This is a genomic window from Longimicrobium sp. (genome assembly GCA_036377595.1).
Classification (GTDB): Bacteria; Gemmatimonadota; Gemmatimonadetes; order Longimicrobiales; family Longimicrobiaceae; genus Longimicrobium.
Map to the genome: position 1 here is coordinate 1 of DASUYB010000088.1, position 19,510 is coordinate 19,510.

Below are 19,510 nucleotides of genomic sequence, written 5' to 3' on the forward strand. Positions count from 1 at the left end.
ACCTGCAGCAGGTGCGGCCCGGGGAAATTCCCAGACCTGGATTACCGGAGGGTGGCCCGGTCCAATCCCACCGCCCCTGGACCGTGAATGACGGAAGGGCCGGACAGGTGTCCGGCCCTTCACGCCAACTGGCAAGCCCGGGTGTCTGTTATGTGACGGCCGTGCTGCACTCGGAGGCTTTTCAGCCTGGGAAGGGATCGCTGAACTTCTCGGCAGTCAGGAAGGCCGGGTCTGTCAGGGTGCCGAGAAACGCCACCAACGCGTCACGCTCCTCCTCGGTCAGGTTCAGCCGCCGGACCCGGCCGTCCGGTGTGCGCAACAGCGGGTCCAGGTTTGGAGTGTCCTGCACGCCCGCGTTGTAGAAGTTCACCACGGCCCACAGGGAGGAGTGCCGTCCGTCGTGCATGTAGGGCGGTCGCACCGCGACGTTGCGCAGCGAGGGGACCTTCATTCGCCCGGCGCCGGCACCCTGGTCCCGAATCGTCCCGGGGAGTCCGTTGTTGCGCGGCTGGTTGCCGACCTGAGCGTGGGTGGTGTGGCACTGCGCACATCCCGACGATTCGAACAGCTGCTGCCCGCGCTGCTCCCGGTCGGTGAACACCGCCGCGAAGTTCGGCACCGCACTGCCCGCGAACGCCTGGTCGAAGCGCGACCCGGTGGAGGTCATCGAGCGGATGAACTGCGCCAGCGCCCTGGAGATGCGGTCGCTGGTGACCTCGGGCGTGCCGAACGCAGCCTGGAACAAGGCCGGGTAGTACGCGGTGAGACCCACCTTGAGCACCGCGTCGTCCAGCCTCATCCCCATCTCCACCGAGTCCTGGATCGGCTGCAGCACTTGTACTTCCAGGGTGGCGGCGCGCTCGTCCCAGAAGAAACGCCCGTTGTCATAGAAGCGGGCGTTCACGAGCGACATGCCTCGCCGGCCGGTGAGCTCGCCGGCGAAGCCGCGACTGAAGCGGAGGGAATCGGAGAAGGCGCGCGACTGCTGATGGCACGACCCGCACGACACCCGGTCGTTGGCGGAGAGTCGCCGGTCGTAGAAGAGGACGCGCCCCAGGGTGGCGCCAGCATCGGTGGTCGGGTTGCCTGGCGGGGTGTTGTCGGTCGAGAAGACGCTCCCGCCGGGGCCGTCGGCCAGGAAATGCTGCGGAAGCGGCACCCGCGCGTCGGAGTACGCGTGCGGCGCGAACGGGAGCCTCGGCGAGCCCAGGTCCGCGGAGAAAGCCACCACCGCGAAGCTCTGCGTGGCGGTGGCGCCGAGGTTATCGCGGGCGGTGAGAGTCACCGTGATGGTGCCGGCCGCCTCCGGCCGGCCGGTGATCCGCCCCGCGGAGGCCGACAGCCCGTTCGCCGACGGTGCGAACGCCACAGCGTAGCTCAGCGATCCGCTCCCGCCGCTGAACGCCGCGCCTCCGCGGGTGGCGTCGTAGTCGAAGGGCGTCCCGACCACCGCGGCCTGGGGCGCGTTCTGGGTCCGCACGGCGAGGGGGACGGCTTCCACCACCGCGGTGGTCGGGCCGGCGCCACCATCGCAGGCGGCGAGGGCGATGAGCCCTACGAGCGCGGGACGCTTGAGCATGGAGCGGCTCCGGTCGGCGGGTGGGTCGCAATGGCCTTCCCACGGACGACACGCTGAGGATTGTTCACGACAGGGGCGGAGAGCCTTACGCCCTTGGGCGCCGCGTGAACCCGGTGCGAAGGCTCAGCCCCGTCGCGTCGCTCAGCGGCGCGCATGGCGGGCGAGAGTCCTGGGCCCCTGAGTTCCTCCTGGACCGGGTGAGGGGCGGAGAACCGTCGGTTGGTCGACGGAGGAGCATGGCGACTCGATCGGCATCGCCCGAGGTGCCCACACCCTCCGCGTCGGCGCATGAACGCCAACGCCTGATGTGTAGGCGAGATTCGGCGGGCCGTCAAGAAGCTTCCAGGTGAGCGCCTTCAGGCCGCAGAGTCGCCAGGATACTCTACCGGCAGATGCCCTGCGGAATCACCGCGGCCACCGTGCCGGCTTCTGGCGATTCCCACGGCTGGTCGGGAAGGTCCTGCGCATCGACCAGAGCGCCCTCGTCGTCGCGAAACTCCACTCGTCGCGTGGCCGAAAGCGTCCAGGGACCGGTTCATTCCGAACACGAGCTTCGCCATCCCACTTCCTTTCCTCACGCGCGGCGGCGGCGGACACCGCCGCCACCCGGTACCGGCCCGCCGCATCGGTCCGGCCTCCGCGCTCACCGCCGCGCTGCCGGTCACCTGCACCCGTGCATCGCTGACCGCTGCCGGAGCTTTCGCTGGTCCCTGCCGGGAAAAAGGACGCCTCACGCAGGCGCGGAGATGCTGAGAATCTCCGCGTCTCTGCGTGAGGCGCCGTTTCGCCGTCAGACGGCCGCGGGGATCAGCGGGTCGACGATGATCAGGTTCTCCACCTCCGTCACCCCCGGGGCGTTGCGCGCCGCGCGTTCGGCGTCGCGCTTCTCGGTGTACGAGCGCACCGTGCCGCGCAGGATCACCCGGTTACCCTCGACCTCCACCCGGATGCGGTCGGCGTCGAGCTCGGCGCCCCGCTCCAGCGCGTCGCGGATCTTCTCCTTAACGTCCGACGAAGCCGGCCGCACGGCCACCGTGACCAGGTTGGTCACGCCCTTCACTCCCCTCAGCTTCCGCACCGCGCGCTCCGCCTCCTCCTTCTGGTAGTACCAGTCCACCTCCCCCTCCAGCGTCAGCCAGCCGTTCGCGACCTTCACCCTGATCCGGTCGTCCGGCACCAGGACGTTCCACTTCAGTGCGTCCACCGCGGCACGCGCGAGCTCGGGGTCCGGCCGCTCGGAGCTGGACGGGAGCCTCACCTTGATGTCGTTGGCCACCGCCTTCACGCCCCGCACCCGGCTCGCCACCCGCTCCGCCTTCCACCGGTCGGCCCAGCTGTCCGCGAACCCCGCCAGCGTGACCACGCCGTCGCGGACGGAGACGGCGATGTCGTCGTTGGCAAGGCTCGGGTCCCATCTCAGCTCCGCCAGCACGTCTTCCTGGATCTCGCGGTCGGTGCGCATCTGCCCCCCTCGCTCTCGCGGTTGATTGCACGAGCAGCCGCGCGACGGCGTGCCGGCGGCCCTCGTGCCACAAGCTCGTGCCGGCGGGCCGGTTCGAGTACCGGCGAAGGAAGAGATTCCGCTTCCGCCGCCGCCCCGGCCACGTGCCGGACGAACCGGAAGCGATTCGTCCCCATTTCCCGACGGTGCGGCGCGCAAACGGGCGTAGCTTCGTTCCCACCCGTGTGTGCGAGCAATGCGCTGACCCCTGCCCAAGGAGGGAACCGGATGCGCGAGACGACGAGAATCCCGCTGGAGCGGCTGGCCTCGTATCTGGAACACTTCACCCGGCGTTTCCTGGACGGCCCCCGGCCGAGAGCGGTGGACGTGGAGCACCTGGAGTCCGAGCTGGGCGACCAGTACCCGGTGCTCGGCGCCCGCCTGACGGGAATCACGTACGACGCACGCACGCATTCGCTGGAGATCGCGCTCGACTCCGGCGACCACCGCGTCTCCGAGCCGAGAGAGGTGTGGACCATCGAGGAGGCGGACGGCTTTCTCAGCACGATCGCCGTGGTGTGCTCGAACGGCTCGCGCGAGATCGTGAGCGTGAAGCGCGTCGGCCTCCTGCGCCTGGAATGATGTCGATCTCGAACGGACGTCGGACGCTGGAAGGCCGGGCCGGCCGGCGCAGCCGCTCTCCATCCCCCCGTCCGCCGGCGGACGGGAGGGTCTCCGGGGCGACGCCGTGCGCGCCTTCCCCTGACCCCGCATCCCCGCGAGCATCCATGAATCCGGGTTCCGTCTCCGAACCGTCGGAAGAACAGACACGCAGGCCCCGCGTCTCGCGTGCGCGGCCGCCGGGCGCGCCGCTCGCCGACCTGGTGAAGCTCACCACGCTACCCGCCTGGTGGAGCGGCCGCCCGCCGGGGGCGATCGCGGAAGGCCTGCGCGACCTGCTGGCGGGGATGCTCGCCCCGGACACCGTGTCGGTGGAGCTGCGGGACCCGTCGACCGGCGAGCCGGTCGACGCCCCGGCGGGCGCCCTTCCCGCCGCGGCCTCGACTGCGGCGGAGGCGTCCACCTGCGGCGGGCGGGCGGTGCGGCTCGCGCGGTTTCCCGTGGGGCCGGAGGGTGAGCTGGGGACGCTCACGGTAGGCTCGCGGCGGCCGGGCTTTCCCAGCCGGACCGAGCGGGTGCTCCTGTGGATGGCGGCCAGCCAGGCGGCGCTCGCGCTCCAGCACGCCTCGCTGGCCACCGTGGGGCGGCTCGCGGAGGAGCTGCGCGTCCGCGCCTCGGCGGTGCGCGCGGCGGCGGAGGCCCGCCGCGGCGGGGCGGACCCGGACGGAGACGGCACCGCCTCCGCCCCCAACGATGCCGGCGCCGCCACCAGCCCAGGTGAGCCCGCGGCGGGAGGCGCGGCATGAGCCGAACCGCGCCGCCCTTTCCGGCTGGAGCTCCCCGCGATCCGGCAGCCGCTCCACCACGACCCATTCCTCGGAGGCAGCGAATGACCACTGCACTGCTCACCCCGCCCGTGGGGCCGGACGACCACGTGGAGGGACGCGACGGAGCGCCCGTGACCCTGGTGGAGTACGGGGACTTCGAGTGCCCCCACTGCGCGGCCGCGTACCCGGTGGTCGAGGCCGCGCGGGCACGGCTGGGCGACGGCCTGCGCTTCGCCTATCGGCACTTCCCGCTGGCGGAGGTGCACCCCCACGCCATCCGCGCGGCCGAGGCGGCGGAGGCCGCCGGCGCGCAAGGGAAGTTCTGGGAGATGCACCGCCTGCTGTTCCTCAACCAGCACGCGCTGGCCGACGTGGACCTGATCCGCTACGCCGCCACGCTCGGGCTCGACCTGGTCCGATTCGAGGACGAGCTGGCCACGCATGCGCACGCGCCACGGGTGCGCCGCGACTACGTGAGCGGGGCGAGCAGCGGAGTGGAGGGCACGCCCACCTTCTTCGTGAACGGCGTGCGCTACGAGGGGCCGTGGAGCGACCCCGCGCTGTTCATCGCGGCGCTGGAGCTCGTGGAGCAGGGCGCGGCGGTGCCGTAGCGCGCGCCCGCCCGCCGATCGCACCGCCGCGCGCACGCCCTCCGGGGGGCGCGGCCGAACCAGGGAGGAAGACGATGCAGATCCCGATGGTGGAGGTGGACACCCTGTCCCGGAACTGGTGGGCCGTGGCGCTGCGCGGCGCGTGCGGCATCCTCTTCGGCATCCTCACCTTCCTGGCGCCGGGGATCTCGCTGGCCGCGCTGGTGCTGCTCTACGGCGCCTGGGCCCTCGCCGACGGCGTGCTCGCGATCGCCAGCGCCGTGCGCCGGCGGACCGAGGAGCGCTGGTGGGTGCTGGTGCTGAAAGGGAGCCTGGGGATCGCCGCCGGCGTGGTGACACTCTTCTGGCCCGGCGTAACGGCCATGGCGCTGCTCTACGTGATCGCCGCCTGGGCGCTCGCCTCCGGCGTGCTCGAGGTCGCCGCCGCCATCCGGCTGCGCAAGGTGATCACCGGCGAGTGGCTGCTGGCGCTGAGCGGCGTGCTCTCCATCGTCGTGGGCGTCCTGCTGATGCTCTTCCCCGGCACCGGAGCGCTGGCGGTGGTGCTCTGGATCGGCGCGTACGCCCTGGTTTCCGGCGCGCTCCTGGTGGCGCTCGCCCTGCGGCTGCGCGCGCGGCGGAAGTCGGGCACGCCGTACGCGCCGCTGGACGGCGTCACCATCGGCGGGCCGCGGCCGGCGCCGCACGCGAAGTAGGAGGGCGGGAGCAATGTCCCATCCCCGCCTGGTGGAAGGGGAGGTGCGCGTGATCGGGCACCGCTGGTCCCCGCGCGTGCACGAGATCAAGGAGTTCCTGGCGCGGAGCGGCGTCCCGTTCCGCTGGCTGGAGGTGGAGGGCGACGGCGCGGAGGTCGGCGCGGCCGAGCGCGCCCGCCCCGCCTTCCGCCGCTTCCCCGTGGTGCTGTTCCGCGACGGCTCCGCGCTGGAGGAGCCGGACGTACGGGCGGTGGCGCGGAAGCTGGGGCTGGAGGTGCGGCCGGAGGGGCGCGAGTACGACCTGGTGGTCGTGGGCGCGGGGCCGGCGGGGCTGACGGCGTCGATCCACGGGGCGTCGGAGGGGCTGCGGACGGTGGTGGTGGAGCAGGAGGTGCCGGGCGGCCAGGCCGGGCACAGCGCGATGGTGGAGAACTACCCCGGCTTTCCGCGCGGCCTGGGCGGGAGCGACCTGGCACGCAGGACCGTGGAGCAGGCCGAGCGCTTCGGGGTGGAGATCGTGGTGACGCGCCGCGCCACGCGGCTGCGGGCGGACGCCGGCCGGTGCCGGGTGGTGACGCTGGACGACGGGACGCAGCTGGCCGCGCACGCGGTGCTCCTCGCCCTCGGCGCCACCTTCCGCTGGCTCGACGCGCCGGGCGCCCGCCCGCTGGTGGGCGCGGGGGTCTACTACGGCGCGGCCACCGCCGAGGCGTCCGCCTGCCGAGGGCAGGAGGCGTACGTGCTGGGCGGCGGGAACTCGGCCGGGCAGGCCGCGCTCGTCCTGGCGCGCCACGCCCGCCGCGTCACCCTGGTGGCGCTGCAGGATTCGCTCGCGGAAACGATGTCGGCGTACCTGGTGGAGCGCCTGGGCCGTGCGCGCAACGTGGCGGTGCGGACCCAGCACACCGTGGCCGCCGTGGAAGGGAACGGGCGGCTGGAGCGGCTCACGCTGAAGCACGTGAAGACGGGGGAGACGGAGCGGGTGCCCGCCGACGCGCTCTTCGTGTTCATCGGCGCCGCGCCGCGCACCGAGTGGCTGGCGGAGGCGGTGGTGCGCGACGGCAACGGCTTCATCCTCTGCGGCCCCGAGGCCGTGCGGGGCACGCGGGTGCGCACCGGGTGGCCGCTGGAGCGCGAGCCGTACGAGATGGAGACGTGCACGCCCGGCGTCTTCGTTGCCGGCGACGTGCGCGGGGGATCGGTGAAGCGGATCGCGTCGGCGGTGGGCGAGGGCGCGAGGGCCGTGCAGTCCATCCACCGCTACCTGCGCGACCGCTAGGGCGCCGCCGTGCGCGGCACGGACCGTGGCCGGGCGCCCCGGCGCGATTCGCTACGGTCGTCTGCCGGCCGAGCAGGAAGCCGGGCTTCGCACTTTCCCGACAGCACCCGCGGTGCGCGCCGTATACCTTGACCGTTGCCCGCGCTCACGGAAGACAAGCGGCCCCAGGCGCTCCCCCGGGACATCGTTCGCCTCTCGGCGATGGCGAGCTGGTGGTCCAGCCGCTCGCGCTCCAGCACGTCGCGCAGCCGCCGATCATGCACGCGGTCACCCCAGAGGAGGTCGACATGCCGGAACGCGAAGCGCCCTCTCACGCCGCTCAGCTCCTCGGTCCCGGAACCCGGGCGCCCCAGTTCGAGCTGCACTCTACGCCCGACCAGACCGTCTCGCTGAGCGAGCTGGGCGGCCGGCCGGTGATTCTCGCCTTCTACCCCGCGGACTGGAGCCCGGTGTGTGGGGACCAGGTGGCGCTCTTCAACCAGGTGCTTCCCCTCTTCCGGGAGCACGACGCCGAGCTGCTGGGGATCTCGGTGGACAGCGCCTGGTGTCATGCCGCCTTCGCGGGTGCCCGCAAGCTGCACTTCCCGCTGCTCAGCGACTTCGAGCCCAAGGGTGGGGTCGCGCGCCAGTACGGGGCCTACCGCCAGCGCGACGGATTCTGCGAGCGGGCGCTCTTCCTGCTCGATGGCGAGGGGATCATCCGTTGGAGCTACTGCTCGCCGGTGGGTGTCAACCCGGGCGCCGACGGCGTCCTCGGCGCTCTGGAGTCGCTGGCCGGGGGGCGTAGCGGCGGAGCCGGCGAGGCGACCGCGAGCTGACGGCGCCCGGCCCCCCCGACCGCGACCCGTTCGGGCCACCAGACCCCCACCACCGGGAGACGTACGATGGAAACCACCAGACAGGAGCCGGCCACCCTCGGGCTGTTCGTACGGCTGGAGGCAAACCCCGGAAGGGAGGACGACGTCGTGGCCTTCCTCCTCGGGGCGCTGGCGCTCGTGCGCGAGGAGCCGGCAACGACCACCTGGTTCGCCGTCCGCATGGGACCGGCGACCTTCGGAATCTTCGACACGTTCCCGGACGAGGCGGGCCGCCAGGCCCACCTGGAGGGCCGCGTCGCGGCGGAGCTGAAGGCGCGGGCACCCGAGCTCTTCGCGGAAGAGCCGGCCATCGAACGAACCGAGGTCCTGGCCGCGAAGCTTCGGTAGGCTCCAGCGGGCGAGCCGCCGGAGCCGCGCCCCGCCCGGCGGGCTGCGCCCCCGCGGCGACGGCCGGCGGCCCTCGGCGCACCGGCCATCGCACTGCGTCAGCGCGGCTGGCCAGACGCATCGCCGAAAGCACGCTCCCCTTGATTCCGAGGATGGACGGCCGTGAGCAGAACTACACTTACCCCACCCGTCGGCCCGAGCGACCATGCCCGCGGCCCCGCCGACGCCCCCGTTACCCTGGTGGAGTACGGCGACTACGAGTGCCCGCACTGCGGGGCGGCTCATCCGGTAGTGCAGCTGGCCATGCGCCAGCTCGGCGACCAGCTTCGCTTCGTCTACCGTCACTTCCCGCTGGCCGAGATCCATCCGAACGCAGAGCCGGCGGCCGAGGCGGCGGAGGCCGCTGGAGCGCAGGGCCGCTTCTGGGCGATGCACGATGCCCTCTTCGAGCACCAGGATGCCCTCCAGGCCCGGGACCTGGCAGCCCTGGCGATGGCGTTGGATCTCGACGCCACGCGCCTCGCGCGAGAGCTGCTGGCACACACCCACCTGGATGCCGTGCGCGAGGACTTCCTCAGTGGGGTGCGCAGTGGGGTGAACGGAACGCCGACCTTCTTCATCAACGGAGTGCGCTACGACGGCGACTGGCGCGACCCGGTGGCCTTCATCGGCACGCTCCAGGCAGCGGGGACGGGGCTGGGGGTGCGGTGACCCACCCGCCACTACCCTCCAAGGAGCCTGGCCTCGATGGCGAAGCGAACGAAGTCGGAGCGGTTCGCTTTGGCAGACGAGCCAGTCTCGGCAGGCGACGAGTTCCCGCCCGGCAGCGGGAGGATCGAGGTCTACGTTCGTGACCTGGATCAGCTCTTCAACTCGATGGACCCCTCCCCCTTCCACCGGAAGACGCTCGATCGCGACGCCGAGGACTTCATCGTGAGCAGCGCGAAGGAGCAGCCAGCGGACGCACCGCTGGCGCTGCTCGTCCACTTGGCGAGACCGGTGGGACTGGCGGACGACAGCGGTATCCTGATGGACGCCATCCGGCAGCACTTCGCCCGCCGGCGCGAGATGGTGCGGCGTGAGCTGCGGCAGCTGCTGCGCCGGGGCCGGAAGAGCCTCATGATCGGCCTCCCCCTTCTGGCCGCGTCGGTGCTCGGCAGCCATGTGATCGCCGGCCTCACCCAGACGTTGCCGATCGCGGTGGTGCTGAGGGAAAGCCTGGTGATCGGCGGATGGGTCGCCATGTCGGGGCCGCTGGAGATCTTCCTCTACGAGTGGTGGCCGATCCGCGACCAGGGGCGGCTCCACGACCGCCTGAGCAGGCTGGCGATTCGCATCGTCCACACGGCCACTGGCCAGGACGACGGGGTCTGGTGGGGTCCTGGAGACGCGGAGAGACCGCGAGGCGCGGTGAAGTGAGGCGGGGACAGGCACTCATCGACCCCGGCATCCGCAGCGCGCGCCTGGTGCGGACCTGCGCGACCGCTAGTGCCGTGATTCGCTGCGGCCGTCTGCCGGCCAGGCAGGAAGCCCGGGCTCGCACTTTCCCGACACCACCCGTGGTGCGCGCCGTATACGTTGACCGTTGCCCCCGCGCGTGAGCGTCCGCTCCCAGGGGAGCCCCATCCTCCCCCCCTCGACGGAGTCCCGATGCATTCCGCGGCCGCCCCGATCCGCTTCGCCGGCTCCACCCTGGGCAGGTACCGGCACGTCTGCGCCTTCTTCAACACGCCGCAGGACGAATACCGCACCCTGCTGCCCTTCATCCGCGACGGGCTGGAACGGGGCGAGCGCGCCTTCCACGTCCTTGACCCCGAAAATCGTGCGCCCCACCTGGCCCGCCTGCGCGAGGCCGGGATCGACGTGGATGGGGTGCAGGAGAGCGGACAGCTCGAGGTGCGGGTGCCGCAGGAGACCTACCTGCGCGGCGGCTGCTTCGACAAGGACGCGATGCTGGAGCTGATCCGGGAGGTGCTCGAGGCGGGACTCGCACGCGGCTACCCGCTCACCCGGCTGGTGGCGCACGCCGAGTGCGTGCTGCACGACCGGCACGGGTCCGACGACTGGGTGGAGTACGAGACGCGGCTGAACCACGTGCTGCCGCGCTACGACGACCCGGTGATCTGCACCTACGACCTCCATCGCCTGGACGCCGCGACCGCGATCGACGTGATGCGGACGCACCCCGTGGTCATCGTGGGGGGCGTGCTGCAGGAGAATCCCTTCTTCGTGCCCCCCGACGAGTTTCTCCGCGAGCTGGAGGAGCGGAAGGGGCGCCGGCCGGTGTCGGGCTCGGGCCGGTGATCCGCATGGCCGAACTGCCCGATTCCGCCGCCGAGACGAAGCGGCTGCGGGCGTGCCTTCGCGACCTGGTGGCCCTCTCCACCACGCCCGTGTGGTGGGTCGGCCGCCCGCCCGCGGCGATCGCCGAAAGCCTGCGCGACCTGCTGGTGAGCATGCTGCGCGCCGACGTGGCGTACGTTCGGATCCGCGACGCCGACAGCGGGGAGTGCCTGGTGGCCGCCGCCGGCGCCGATCCGGCCCAGGTGGAGGCGGCGCTGGAGCGGGCGGCCGGGAGCGGGGAGCTCCCCACGCTCCCCGGCGAAGGGGGCGTCGGGGTGCGCCTGGCCTCCGTTCCCGTGGGGCTGGACGGCGACCGGGGCTGCATCGCGGTGGGCGTCGAGCGGTCCGGCTTTCCGGACGAGATCGAGTCGCTCCTCCTGCAGGTGGGGGCCAGCCAGGTGGCCGTCGCCCTGGAGCACGCCGCCCTCCTGGAGCGGCACGAGCGGGTCGAGCGGCTGATGGCGGCGCAGGCGGCGGAGCAGGCCGCCGTGGCCCGGCTGGGGCTGCGCGCGCTCACCGGGCTGGGCCCGGCGCGTCTCCTCCAGGAGGTGGTGGAGGCGGTGCGCGACGCCCTCAAGGTGGACTTCTGCACCGTGCTCGAGGTGGCCGGCGGCGGGGATTCGCTCCTGCTGAGGGCCGGCGCCGGCTGGGAGCCGGGGGTGGTGGGGCACGCGCGGGAGAGCGCGGGGCCGGGCTCGCAGGCCGGGTACACCCTGCTGGTCAGCCAGCCGGTGGTGGTCACCGACCTGGAGCGGGAGACGCGGTTCACCGCTTCGCCCCTGCTGCGCGAGCACGGGGTGGCGAGCGGGATGAGCGTGCTCATCCTCGGCCACGACGCACCCTTCGGCGTGCTCGACGCCCACACCCGCGCGGCGCGCGTCTTCGGCCGCGATGACGTGCACTTCCTGCAGTCCGTGGCCAACCTGGTCGCCACGGCGCTCCAGCGCCACCGGGCCGAGGCCGAGCGCGAGGAGCTCCTCGCCCGCACGCTGGCGGCGCAGGAGGAGGCCGAGCGGGCCGCCCGCAGCAAGTCCGACTTCCTGGCGGTCATGAGCCACGAGCTGCGCACGCCGCTGGGCAGCATCTCCGGCTACGTGGACCTGCTGGAGATGGGGGTGCACGGGCCGCTCACCGACACCCAGCACCACGACCTGGCGCGTATTCGCCGCTGCCAGGAATTCCTGCTCGGCCTGATCAACAACGTGCTCGCCTACATGAAGCTGGGGAGCGGACACGTGAGCTACGACATCACCAGCGTCCCGGTGGGCGACCTGGCCGCCTCGGTCGAGGAGTTGATCCGTCCGCAGATGGACGCCCGGCGTCTGCGCTACGAACGGCGCGTTCCCGGGGGCGACGTCCGGGTGCGCGCCGACCCCGGCAAGCTGGAGCAGATCGTACTGAACCTCCTCTCCAACGCCACCAAGTTCACCGAGCCGGGAGGCAGTGTGGAGCTGGAGTGCGCCGCGGAGGCAAGCACCGTGGGCATCCGGGTCCGCGACACCGGCTGTGGCATTCCCCGGGAGCAGCTCGAGAGGGTGTTCGACCCATACGTCCAGGTAGCGGACGCCGCTCCGCGGCGCTCCGGCCAGGGCACCGGCCTGGGCCTCGCCATCAGCCGCGACCTGGCGCGGGGGATGGGCGGCGACATCCTCGTGGAGAGCCGGCTGGGGGAAGGCTCCACCTTTACCGTGCTCCTCCCGCTGGACACGGAGCAGGTTCCCCGACCTCCCGCCGCGGCCGACCCGGGCCCCGGCCGGTCCTGACGCGGCGTCCCACCGGGGCCGGCGCCTTCGCTCAGGTTCCTGGGCCGTGGTGCGATCATCTCCACCGTCCGCCCTGCGCATGGGGCGGGTGTGCGCGTCGGTCGGCGCCAACGTGCAGCGTACGGGAGAGTCTGGAGCGGCGCTTCCTTCAAGGAATACCGGCTGCCGCAATTGATTGTGCATTCCGATCGGATGTCATTCCGAGCGGCGCCGCTGCTCCGAACCTCCAATCGCGCTGATGCCAGGCGGCGCCCGAGGAATCTGTGGCCTGCGTCTGAGCGACAGGCGGCCTGTGGCTCGGGAGCCGGCCACAGATTCCTCAGGCGCCACGGCTTTGGCACGGAGGACAGGGCGGCGCAGCGCCTTCGGAATGACATTCCTTCGTCCAATGCACAGTTGATCCTGGAATCCGGTAGAAGTCGACCAGACAGATTCTTGAACACACCCTGATACCGGATCCGTAGACTCACGTCCGGGAACCGTGCCGCTCACCTCGACCGTGGGGTGGGCGGATTGCTTTCAAGATCGCGCATCAGGGGGGCGGCCGGCTTGTTCCCGTGTGGTGCGGGGATCATCGGCCGATCCGCATCCGTCCCAAAACAACAAAAAATTCTCATCGCCCCCTGCCGCGCTTCCATCCCTCTCCCGTTCCCGACATCCTGCTGATACCGCTTCCACCGCTTGATTGTGCAAAGCCCTCGCACGTCATCCTGAGGCCGGACAGACCGCAACCGATTGCGGCGCAGTCACTTCGCAGGCCGAAGGATCTATACTGTGGGTCCGAGCGACAGGCCGCCTGTGGAGCGGACGCACGCGATAGATCCTTCGGGCTGCGGCCGATGTGCACGACGCGGCTGCGTCCGGTCCGCCCTCAGGATGACGTCCATAGCGTTTGCACCATCGATTCTCCGAAACGGTATGAGACGGTCTTCTGGTTGCTTCCGGATGCGGCGGGCGCCTTGCTCGCCGTCCCCATCGCCTGCGCGCTCGAGGTGCCGACGGACCGCACCGTCCGCATTGCCCCCTCGGCCGGCTGCCCGGCCGACCAGGTCGGAAGGCCGACGCCCATCATTCCGCGACATTCCGGAAGCCGGCGGTCGACCCGTGCCGGAGCACCCGGTCCGCCGCTGGGACACGCGTGGGTGCGTAATTGCAAAGCGTACGAAGGCCCCCGCACTTCGGACGCGCCGGACCCGCGAAGCCCCCGCCCCCATGCCACGCGGTCCGGCTCGAACCTCCCCATCAGGAAACGGTAGCGGTGACCCAGGAACCCTTCGTTCGATCCGAAACCCGGTCCGGCCGTGAAGCCGGGACGGGCACAGCAGGAGCCCCGACACCCGGGACCGACGGCGCGGACCGCGGCCCGGATCTCCCGGCGCCGGCGCCGCCGGCGGCTGAAGTCCGGTCCAGGGCGCGCCGGCGCCAGGCGGAGCTCCGGGACGGCACTGCCGACGTCCTCGACGCGATGACGGACGGGTTGATGGTCGTCGACCGCGGCTGGCGCCTTACCTACCTGAACGCCGCAGCCGAGAAGGAAAACGGAGTGGCGAGGGAAAGCGCGCTGGGGAAGTCGTTCTGGGAAGTGTTCCCGGCCGTGGTGGGGACGGAGGCGGACGGGGCCCTGCGCCGGGCCATGGCCGAGCGGGTGGCGATCGATCTCGAGTTCTTCTTCCCGCCGCACGGCACCTGGTACAGGATGAGCGCCAACCCGGTCGGGAAAGGGGGCCTGGCGTTCCACGGGCGCGACATCACGGAGCGCCGGAAGGCCGAAGAAGCCCGGCTGCGCCTCCAGCGCGAGCGGGACGAGCTGCTGGAGCGCCTGCGTCTGCAGTTCGAGCGGATGCCCATCGCGTGCTTCGTGACCGACACACAGTCGCGCATCGTGGAATGGAACCCCGCGGCCGAGGCAACCTTCGGCTGGCGGTGGGAGGAGATCCTGGGAAAGGAAGCTCCCGCGCTCCTGGTGACACCCGAGGTCCGGGCACGGACCGCCGGGATCATCCGCCGCCTGGAGCAGGGCGACATGGCCGCCCACTCGGTGAACGAGAACGTCACCCGGGACGGACGCACCATCGTCTGCGAGTGGCACAACACGCCGTTGCGCGATGCCGCGGGCGCGGTGACCGGCATCATGTGCATGGCCCAGGACGTCACCGAGCGAACGCGGGCGGAGGAGGCGCTGCACCAGGTCACCACCCGGATGGAGCTGGCCACGCGGGGCTCGGACATCGGCGTCTTCGAGCTCGAGTTCCCGGACGGGGCCTTCCCGGACGGCCGCGTCCTCTACAGCAGCGTGTGGGAACAGCTCGGCTACGGCCGCGAGCCGCTGCCCACCTTCGCCGCCGGGGTGGAGCTGGCGCATCCCGATGACCGGGCAGCTCAACAGGAGTTCTTCCGGGCCTTCCTGGCGGGCGAAAGCGGGCACCTCGAGTTCGAGCACCGGCTCCGGCACCGCGACGGCTCGTACCACACCCTGCTGGTGCGCGGGGTGGCCGTCCGCGACCCGGGAAAGCCCGTCCGGGTGATTGGCAGCTGCGTCGACATCACCTACCGCAAGCGGGCCGAACAGGCGCTGCGCGACAGCGAGGAGCGCTTCCGCGGCGCATTCCAGGCGGCGGCGATCGGCTTCGCCCTGGTGGAGACCGACGGCCGCTTCCGAGCCGTCAACCCTTCCCTGTGCAGGATGCTGGGCTACGGCGAGGCGGAGCTGCTCGCGATGACCTGGCAGGACGTGACCCACCCGGACGACGTGGAACGGGACCGCTCGCTGCGCGCCCAGATGGCGGCCGGCAGGATCGAGAGCTTTCACCTCGACAAACGGTACGTACACAAGGGGGGAACCGTCGTCTGGGGGCAGCTCGCGGTATCGCTGGTGCGCGACGCCGCGGGCGCGCCCGCCTACACCGTCACGCAGGTGATCGACGTTACGGCGCGCAGGGAGGCGGAGCAGGCGCTGGCCCGGCACGCGGCGGAGCTGGAGCGCTCGAACGCCGAGCTCGAACAGTTCGCCGCCATCGCCTCGCACGACCTGCAGGAGCCGCTGCGGGCGGTGGCCAGCTACGTCCAGCTCCTGGCCGAGCGGTACCAGGGGCTCGACGAGCGCGCCGTCCGCTGGACCGGCTACACCGTGGGCGCCGTGAAGCGCATGCAGCGCCTGGTCGCGGGGCTGCTGGCGCTGGCGCAGGTGCGGACGGACGGCGGCGCGCTCGCCCCGGTATCGCTCGAAGCCGCCCTTGCCCACGCCTGGGAGCACCTGCGCCCGCGGCACGCCGGCAGCAAGGCGCGGCTCACTCACGGCGCGCTTCCCACGCTGGTCGCGGACCCCGCCCAGCTGGAGCAGCTCTTCCAGAACCTGCTGGGCAATGCCCTCAAGTACCGGCGCCCCGGCGTGCCGCCGCGCATCCACGTTTCGGCCGAGCGCCGGGCGACCGCATCGGGGGCCGAGTGGGAGCTGGCGGTGCGCGACCACGGGATCGGGCTGAAGGTGGAGGACGCCGGCCGCATCTTCGAGATCTTCCACCGGCTGCACCGCGACGACGAGTACGAAGGAACGGGGATCGGGCTGGCGATCTGCAGGAAGATCGTGGAGCGCCACGGCGGCCGGATCTGGGTGGAGTCGCCCCCCGGCGACGGCGCCGTATTCCGTCTCACGCTCCCGGAGCGGAGGGACTGATACCCGTTTCCGAGGATTCATTGTGCATTCTGATCTCCTGAACTGAAGAATGTCACACGGCCACGGAGGGACGGAGGTAACGGAGGAACTTCGATCGCGTTCAGTTCCTCCGTTACCTCCGTTCCCTCCGTGTGAGCTCATTCTTCTGAGGAGGCCAGAATGCACACTGAATCCTCGAACTTGGTACGACGGAGACGATCGAGACCATGCCGTTTGCCGCCGGTCGGCCTACGGGCGGCGTCGGGCAACCGCGAAGCCGGAGGTGGCGCTGGCCCGGCGGCGCGTCCGCATTCCAGGCATACCTTCCATCCCACCGTGATCGTGCGGGGAGGCGGCCGTTCGGCCGCCCCGGGATTCCATCCGGAAGGGGGACAGGATGCACGCGCTCGTGACTCGCCGTGGAGCTTCGCTCACGCGGCTGCTGGTCCTGCTGCTCGCCACCGGTGGTCTCGCGGCGTGCAGCGACGAGGCCGAGGTCGACAAGGTGCCCGAAGTCGCCGAGGTGAAGGCCGACACGGCACCGGGAGGGGTGGTGGAGGTGAAGCTGGAGAAGGCGTACCCGCTGGGGCCCGAGGACGTGGGGAAGGTGATCTACGCAACCGGCACCGTGGTGGGGAAGGTTCTCCCGGCGGGGTTCTTCCTGAAGACCGAGGGGAACCAGGTGATCTTCGTGGCGACCCCCCCGGCGGTGAACCCTCCGCTGGGCGTCGCGTTGCGCGTGGTCGGCCCGCTGCGGGCGTCGACCGCGGCGATCTTCGAGGGGTGGAAGACCGACGCCCTGGAGGGGAAGGTCGAGGCCCAGTGGCAGCTCGTCACCACGTACTTCATCGAAGCCACCGCGGTCGCGGCCGCGTAGGCGGGACGAGTGCGAAGGTGCGAAAGCGCGGGAGGACACCTTTTCGCGCTTTCGCACCCTCACGTCCCCAGGATTCCCGCCTCGACGGCGAAGCGGACGTACTCGGTGCGGTGCTCCAGCCCCAGCTTCTCCCGGATGCGCTGCTTGTACGCGGCCACCGTCTTGGTGCTGATGCGCAGCCGCTCCGCGACCTCTGCCCCGCTGTACCCCTGCGCGACCAGCTGCAGCACCGTCCGCTCGCGCGGGCTGAGCTCCTGGAAGCGCCCGCTGGCCGTCCGCGCCGCGCGCCGGGTGACCACGGCCGAGGCGAGCAGGCGGACCGTGGCGGGGCGGACGTAGACCTCGCCCCCGGCCACCACCCGGATCGCCTCCACCAGCTCCTGCGACGCCGCCTCCTTGGTAAGGTAGCCGCCGGCGCCCGCCTCCAGCAGCTCCAGCAGGCGCTCCTGCTCCGGGTGCATGGTGAGGATCAGCACGCGCACCGCCGGCAGCACCGAGAGGATCTCCCGCAGCGCCGCGAGGCCGCCCCCCTCCGGCATGTCCAGGTCGAGCACGGCCACGTCTGGAGCCAGCCGCCGGGCCAGCGCCACCGCGGAAGTGCCGCTGGCGGCCTCGCCCACCACGTCGATGTCCGGGGCCCCGCGCAGCACCAGCCGCAGCCCCTCGCGAACCAGCTCATGGTCGTCGGCCAGGATCACGCGGATCGTCTCCGTGCTCGGCGGCACGCCGCGCCGGGCATACGGCTTGGCGGCGAAGCTTGCGCCGAGAGCCGCCAGGGCGTCGGGCGGGCCGTCGCCGGTCCGCCGCCTTGCCGTGGTCTCCATCGCCATTTCAGTTGATCGTGGTCGGTTCCGGCGCCGCCGGGACAGCCGCCGCCAGGGTGAACCAGAAGGTGCTCCCCCTTCCCGGCGCGCTCTCCACGTGCAGCCGGGAGCCGTGCGCCTCGATCAGCCCGCGCGCGATCGCCAGCCCCAGCCCGGCGCCGCCGCGGCGGGTGCGGTCGGACTGCCAGAACCAGTCGAAGACGTGGGGCAGGTCTTCCGGCGGGATCCCGGGGCCCGTGTCGCTCACCACGAAGCAGACCGCGTCCGCGCCGCCGTTCCCCTCCTCCGCGGCGGCCGTGCGCACCCGGAGCGCCACCCGGCCGCCGGCGGGCGTGAACTTGAGCGCGTTGCTCAGCAGGTTCGCGAGCACCTGCAGGAGCCGCCCGGGGTCGGCGTCGATCTCGGGCAGCCCCGCCTCGCACTCCACCGTGAGCTCGATCTCTTCCTCCTCCTCCGCCGCCACCACGAACATCACCTGCGCGGCCCCGATCACGTCGGAGACGGCGGTGGGCCGCCGCTCCAGCGCCAGCCGGCCGGCGTCGAGGCTGGCGCGGTCCAGGAGGTCGCGTACGATCTGCTGCATCCAGTCGGCCGAGCGCTGGATGATCCGGGCCATGTTGCGCATCCCCTCCGCGGGCTGCGGCTCCGGGTCCAGCAGCGCGGCGGCGCACACCTGGATGGTGCCGAGCGGGTTGCGCAGGTCGTGCGAGACGATGCCGAAGGCCCGGTCGCGTGCCGCCACCGCCCGCTCCGCCCGGCGGAGGAGGCGCACCCGCTCCAGCGCCACGCCCAGCCGGTCGGCGAGCGAGCGGGCGAACTCGGCGGCCAGAGCCCCGTCGGCGCGCGCGGGCCCGCACGCGAGCACCACCACCCCGTGGCCGGGGCCGCCGGTGTGCAGGCGGACCGCGCTCCCCGAGGCCATCGCCAGCGAGTCCAGCAGCGGCCGGAGGACGTCGCCCCTCGGCTCCGGGCCGTCCAGCGCCGCGAGCAGCGGGTCGCTGGTTCCGGCCGGCGGGTCCAGGAGGTGCCGGACGCGCCTGCGGAGCGCGGCGCCCCGCCGCCGGTTCGCGTGCTCCGCATCCGCGACCCCCGCCACCGCGTCTCCGCCGGAGAAGAGGAGGACGAAGCAGTCCGCCTCCGCCGGCACCACCAGCCGGGCCACCTTGCGGACCGCGGCAGCAGGGTCGTCCGTCGCGGCCAGCACGCCCGCCGCCTCGGCCAGGAGTTGCCAGCGCCGGGCGGCGGTCTCCTGCGCGTGCATCGCGGCGTCCAGCTCGCGCAGCAGGTGCTGCCGCTCGCCGGCGTAGCGGAGGATGCGGCGCAGGGTGGCCCCGTCGGGCGGGGGCTTCAGTACGTAGTCCTGGGCGCCCGCGCGCAGCGCCCGCAGCGCCAGCGCCTCGTCGGCGGTGCCGGTGAGCACGATCACCGGCACCCCGGGCGCCTCGGCTCGCACCCGGTGGAACGCGCCCGGCCAGCGCGCGTCGGGGAGGGAGAGGTCCAGGATCACCGTGTCGACCGGAGTCTCGCGGAGCGCGGCGCACGCTTCGGCCGCGCTGCCTGCGTGCAGCAGGCGCACCGGGGGCCCTCCCGCCGCGCCGGCGGACTCCAGCCGCAGGGCGATGAGCTCCGCGTCGGCGGGGTTGTCCTCGACCAGGAGCACCACGAACTCGGCGGTACCCGGCAGCGCGGTCATGTCGCCACCCTCTCCCCCGGATCTCGTCGCCCTGCTTCGTGCTTCGCCGCAATCCCCGGTCCCCTCCTGGTATCGGGGCCGGAGGGGCCGATGGGCGGCG

At 72.2% G+C, this 19,510-nt stretch carries 17 protein-coding genes; 13 read left to right on the plus strand and 4 right to left on the minus strand.

The genetic code is table 11. The features are described from left to right. Positions 1–181: 181 nt before the first annotated feature. Together VF092_12180 and VF092_12185 are read right to left on the minus strand one after the other, a co-directional pair. Positions 182–1,579, minus strand: a complete 1,398-nt coding sequence (locus VF092_12180) for a cytochrome c peroxidase (protein HEX6748042.1) — start codon at positions 1,577–1,579, stop codon at positions 182–184. Positions 1,580–2,369: 790 nt separating this feature from the next. Continuing rightward, on the minus strand, positions 2,370–3,041 hold the full coding sequence (locus VF092_12185) for a BON domain-containing protein (protein HEX6748043.1): 672 nt from the start codon (positions 3,039–3,041) through the stop codon (positions 2,370–2,372). 267 nt (positions 3,042–3,308) lie between these two features. Between VF092_12185 and VF092_12190 the strand changes: the two genes are divergently transcribed. The 13 genes from VF092_12190 to VF092_12250 all read left to right on the plus strand — a co-directional run bounded on the left by VF092_12190 (position 3,309) and on the right by VF092_12250 (position 16,893). Continuing rightward, positions 3,309–3,662, plus strand: a complete 354-nt coding sequence (locus tag VF092_12190) for a DUF5335 family protein (protein HEX6748044.1) — start codon at positions 3,309–3,311, stop codon at positions 3,660–3,662. A 146-nt stretch (positions 3,663–3,808) separates the two neighbouring features. Continuing rightward, positions 3,809–4,447, plus strand: coding sequence for a hypothetical protein (locus VF092_12195; protein ID HEX6748045.1), 639 nt, complete (start codon positions 3,809–3,811; stop codon positions 4,445–4,447). An 83-nt stretch (positions 4,448–4,530) separates the two neighbouring features. Further along, positions 4,531–5,079, plus strand: a complete 549-nt coding sequence (locus VF092_12200) for a DsbA family protein (protein HEX6748046.1) — start codon at positions 4,531–4,533, stop codon at positions 5,077–5,079. Positions 5,080–5,153: 74 nt separating this feature from the next. Beyond that, complete coding sequence (locus VF092_12205; protein ID HEX6748047.1) at positions 5,154–5,774, plus strand: HdeD family acid-resistance protein; 621 nt, start codon at positions 5,154–5,156, stop codon at positions 5,772–5,774. Between the two features lie 13 nt (positions 5,775–5,787). After that, positions 5,788–7,053: an FAD-dependent oxidoreductase gene (locus VF092_12210; protein ID HEX6748048.1), complete on the plus strand. Its 1,266-nt coding sequence runs from the start codon at positions 5,788–5,790 to the stop codon at positions 7,051–7,053. Between the two features lie 287 nt (positions 7,054–7,340). Further along, positions 7,341–7,871 carry a redoxin domain-containing protein gene (locus VF092_12215; protein ID HEX6748049.1) on the plus strand — a complete coding sequence of 177 codons (531 nt, stop codon included), beginning with the start codon at positions 7,341–7,343 and terminating at the stop codon, positions 7,869–7,871. Positions 7,872–7,937: 66 nt separating this feature from the next. Next, a complete protein-coding gene (locus VF092_12220; protein ID HEX6748050.1) occupies positions 7,938–8,258 on the plus strand; it encodes an antibiotic biosynthesis monooxygenase in 321 nt (106 codons plus the stop codon). Between the two features lie 162 nt (positions 8,259–8,420). Further along, a complete protein-coding gene (locus VF092_12225; GenBank protein ID HEX6748051.1) occupies positions 8,421–8,969 on the plus strand; it encodes a DsbA family protein in 549 nt (182 codons plus the stop codon). 36 nt (positions 8,970–9,005) lie between these two features. Beyond that, positions 9,006–9,677 (plus strand): hypothetical protein, encoded by a 672-nt coding sequence (locus tag VF092_12230; protein ID HEX6748052.1) that lies wholly within the window; start codon positions 9,006–9,008, stop codon positions 9,675–9,677. 231 nt (positions 9,678–9,908) lie between these two features. Then, positions 9,909–10,562: an MEDS domain-containing protein gene (locus tag VF092_12235; GenBank protein HEX6748053.1), complete on the plus strand. Its 654-nt coding sequence runs from the start codon at positions 9,909–9,911 to the stop codon at positions 10,560–10,562. A 5-nt stretch (positions 10,563–10,567) separates the two neighbouring features. Then, on the plus strand, positions 10,568–12,364 hold the full coding sequence (locus VF092_12240; GenBank protein ID HEX6748054.1) for a HAMP domain-containing sensor histidine kinase: 1,797 nt from the start codon (positions 10,568–10,570) through the stop codon (positions 12,362–12,364). Positions 12,365–13,622: 1,258 nt separating this feature from the next. Then, positions 13,623–16,037, plus strand: a complete 2,415-nt coding sequence (locus VF092_12245) for a PAS domain S-box protein (GenBank protein ID HEX6748055.1) — start codon at positions 13,623–13,625, stop codon at positions 16,035–16,037. A 376-nt stretch (positions 16,038–16,413) separates the two neighbouring features. Then, complete coding sequence (locus VF092_12250; GenBank protein ID HEX6748056.1) at positions 16,414–16,893, plus strand: hypothetical protein; 480 nt, start codon at positions 16,414–16,416, stop codon at positions 16,891–16,893. 59 nt (positions 16,894–16,952) lie between these two features. Here VF092_12250 and VF092_12255 read toward each other — a convergent pair whose 3' ends face one another. Continuing rightward, entirely contained in the window at positions 16,953–17,717 is a 765-nt protein-coding gene (locus tag VF092_12255; protein HEX6748057.1) for a response regulator transcription factor, read from the minus strand. Positions 17,718–17,724: 7 nt separating this feature from the next. Beyond that, positions 17,725–19,410: an ATP-binding protein gene (locus VF092_12260; GenBank protein ID HEX6748058.1), complete on the minus strand. Its 1,686-nt coding sequence runs from the start codon at positions 19,408–19,410 to the stop codon at positions 17,725–17,727. Positions 19,411–19,510 lie beyond the last annotated feature (100 nt).

Excerpts from the sequence above, each read along its gene's own strand:
- VF092_12195 (HEX6748045.1), top strand. The coding sequence starts at position 3,809 with ATGAATCCGGGTTCCGTCTCCGAACCGTCGGAAGAACAGACACGCAGG.
- VF092_12220 (HEX6748050.1), top strand. The coding sequence starts at position 7,938 with ATGGAAACCACCAGACAGGAGCCGGCCACCCTCGGGCTGTTCGTACGG.
- VF092_12180 (HEX6748042.1), bottom strand. The coding sequence starts at position 1,579 with ATGCTCAAGCGTCCCGCGCTCGTAGGGCTCATCGCCCTCGCCGCCTGC.
- VF092_12190 (HEX6748044.1), top strand. The coding sequence starts at position 3,309 with ATGCGCGAGACGACGAGAATCCCGCTGGAGCGGCTGGCCTCGTATCTG.
- VF092_12250 (HEX6748056.1), top strand. The coding sequence starts at position 16,414 with ATGCACGCGCTCGTGACTCGCCGTGGAGCTTCGCTCACGCGGCTGCTG.
- VF092_12235 (HEX6748053.1), top strand. The coding sequence starts at position 9,909 with ATGCATTCCGCGGCCGCCCCGATCCGCTTCGCCGGCTCCACCCTGGGC.
- VF092_12185 (HEX6748043.1), bottom strand. The coding sequence starts at position 3,041 with ATGCGCACCGACCGCGAGATCCAGGAAGACGTGCTGGCGGAGCTGAGA.
- VF092_12240 (HEX6748054.1), top strand. The coding sequence starts at position 10,568 with ATGGCCGAACTGCCCGATTCCGCCGCCGAGACGAAGCGGCTGCGGGCG.
- VF092_12260 (HEX6748058.1), bottom strand. The coding sequence starts at position 19,410 with ATGACCGCGCTGCCGGGTACCGCCGAGTTCGTGGTGCTCCTGGTCGAG.
- VF092_12210 (HEX6748048.1), top strand. The coding sequence starts at position 5,788 with ATGTCCCATCCCCGCCTGGTGGAAGGGGAGGTGCGCGTGATCGGGCAC.
- VF092_12215 (HEX6748049.1), top strand. The coding sequence starts at position 7,341 with ATGCCGGAACGCGAAGCGCCCTCTCACGCCGCTCAGCTCCTCGGTCCC.
- VF092_12205 (HEX6748047.1), top strand. The coding sequence starts at position 5,154 with ATGCAGATCCCGATGGTGGAGGTGGACACCCTGTCCCGGAACTGGTGG.
- VF092_12255 (HEX6748057.1), bottom strand. The coding sequence starts at position 17,717 with ATGGAGACCACGGCAAGGCGGCGGACCGGCGACGGCCCGCCCGACGCC.
- VF092_12230 (HEX6748052.1), top strand. The coding sequence starts at position 9,006 with ATGGCGAAGCGAACGAAGTCGGAGCGGTTCGCTTTGGCAGACGAGCCA.
- VF092_12200 (HEX6748046.1), top strand. The coding sequence starts at position 4,531 with ATGACCACTGCACTGCTCACCCCGCCCGTGGGGCCGGACGACCACGTG.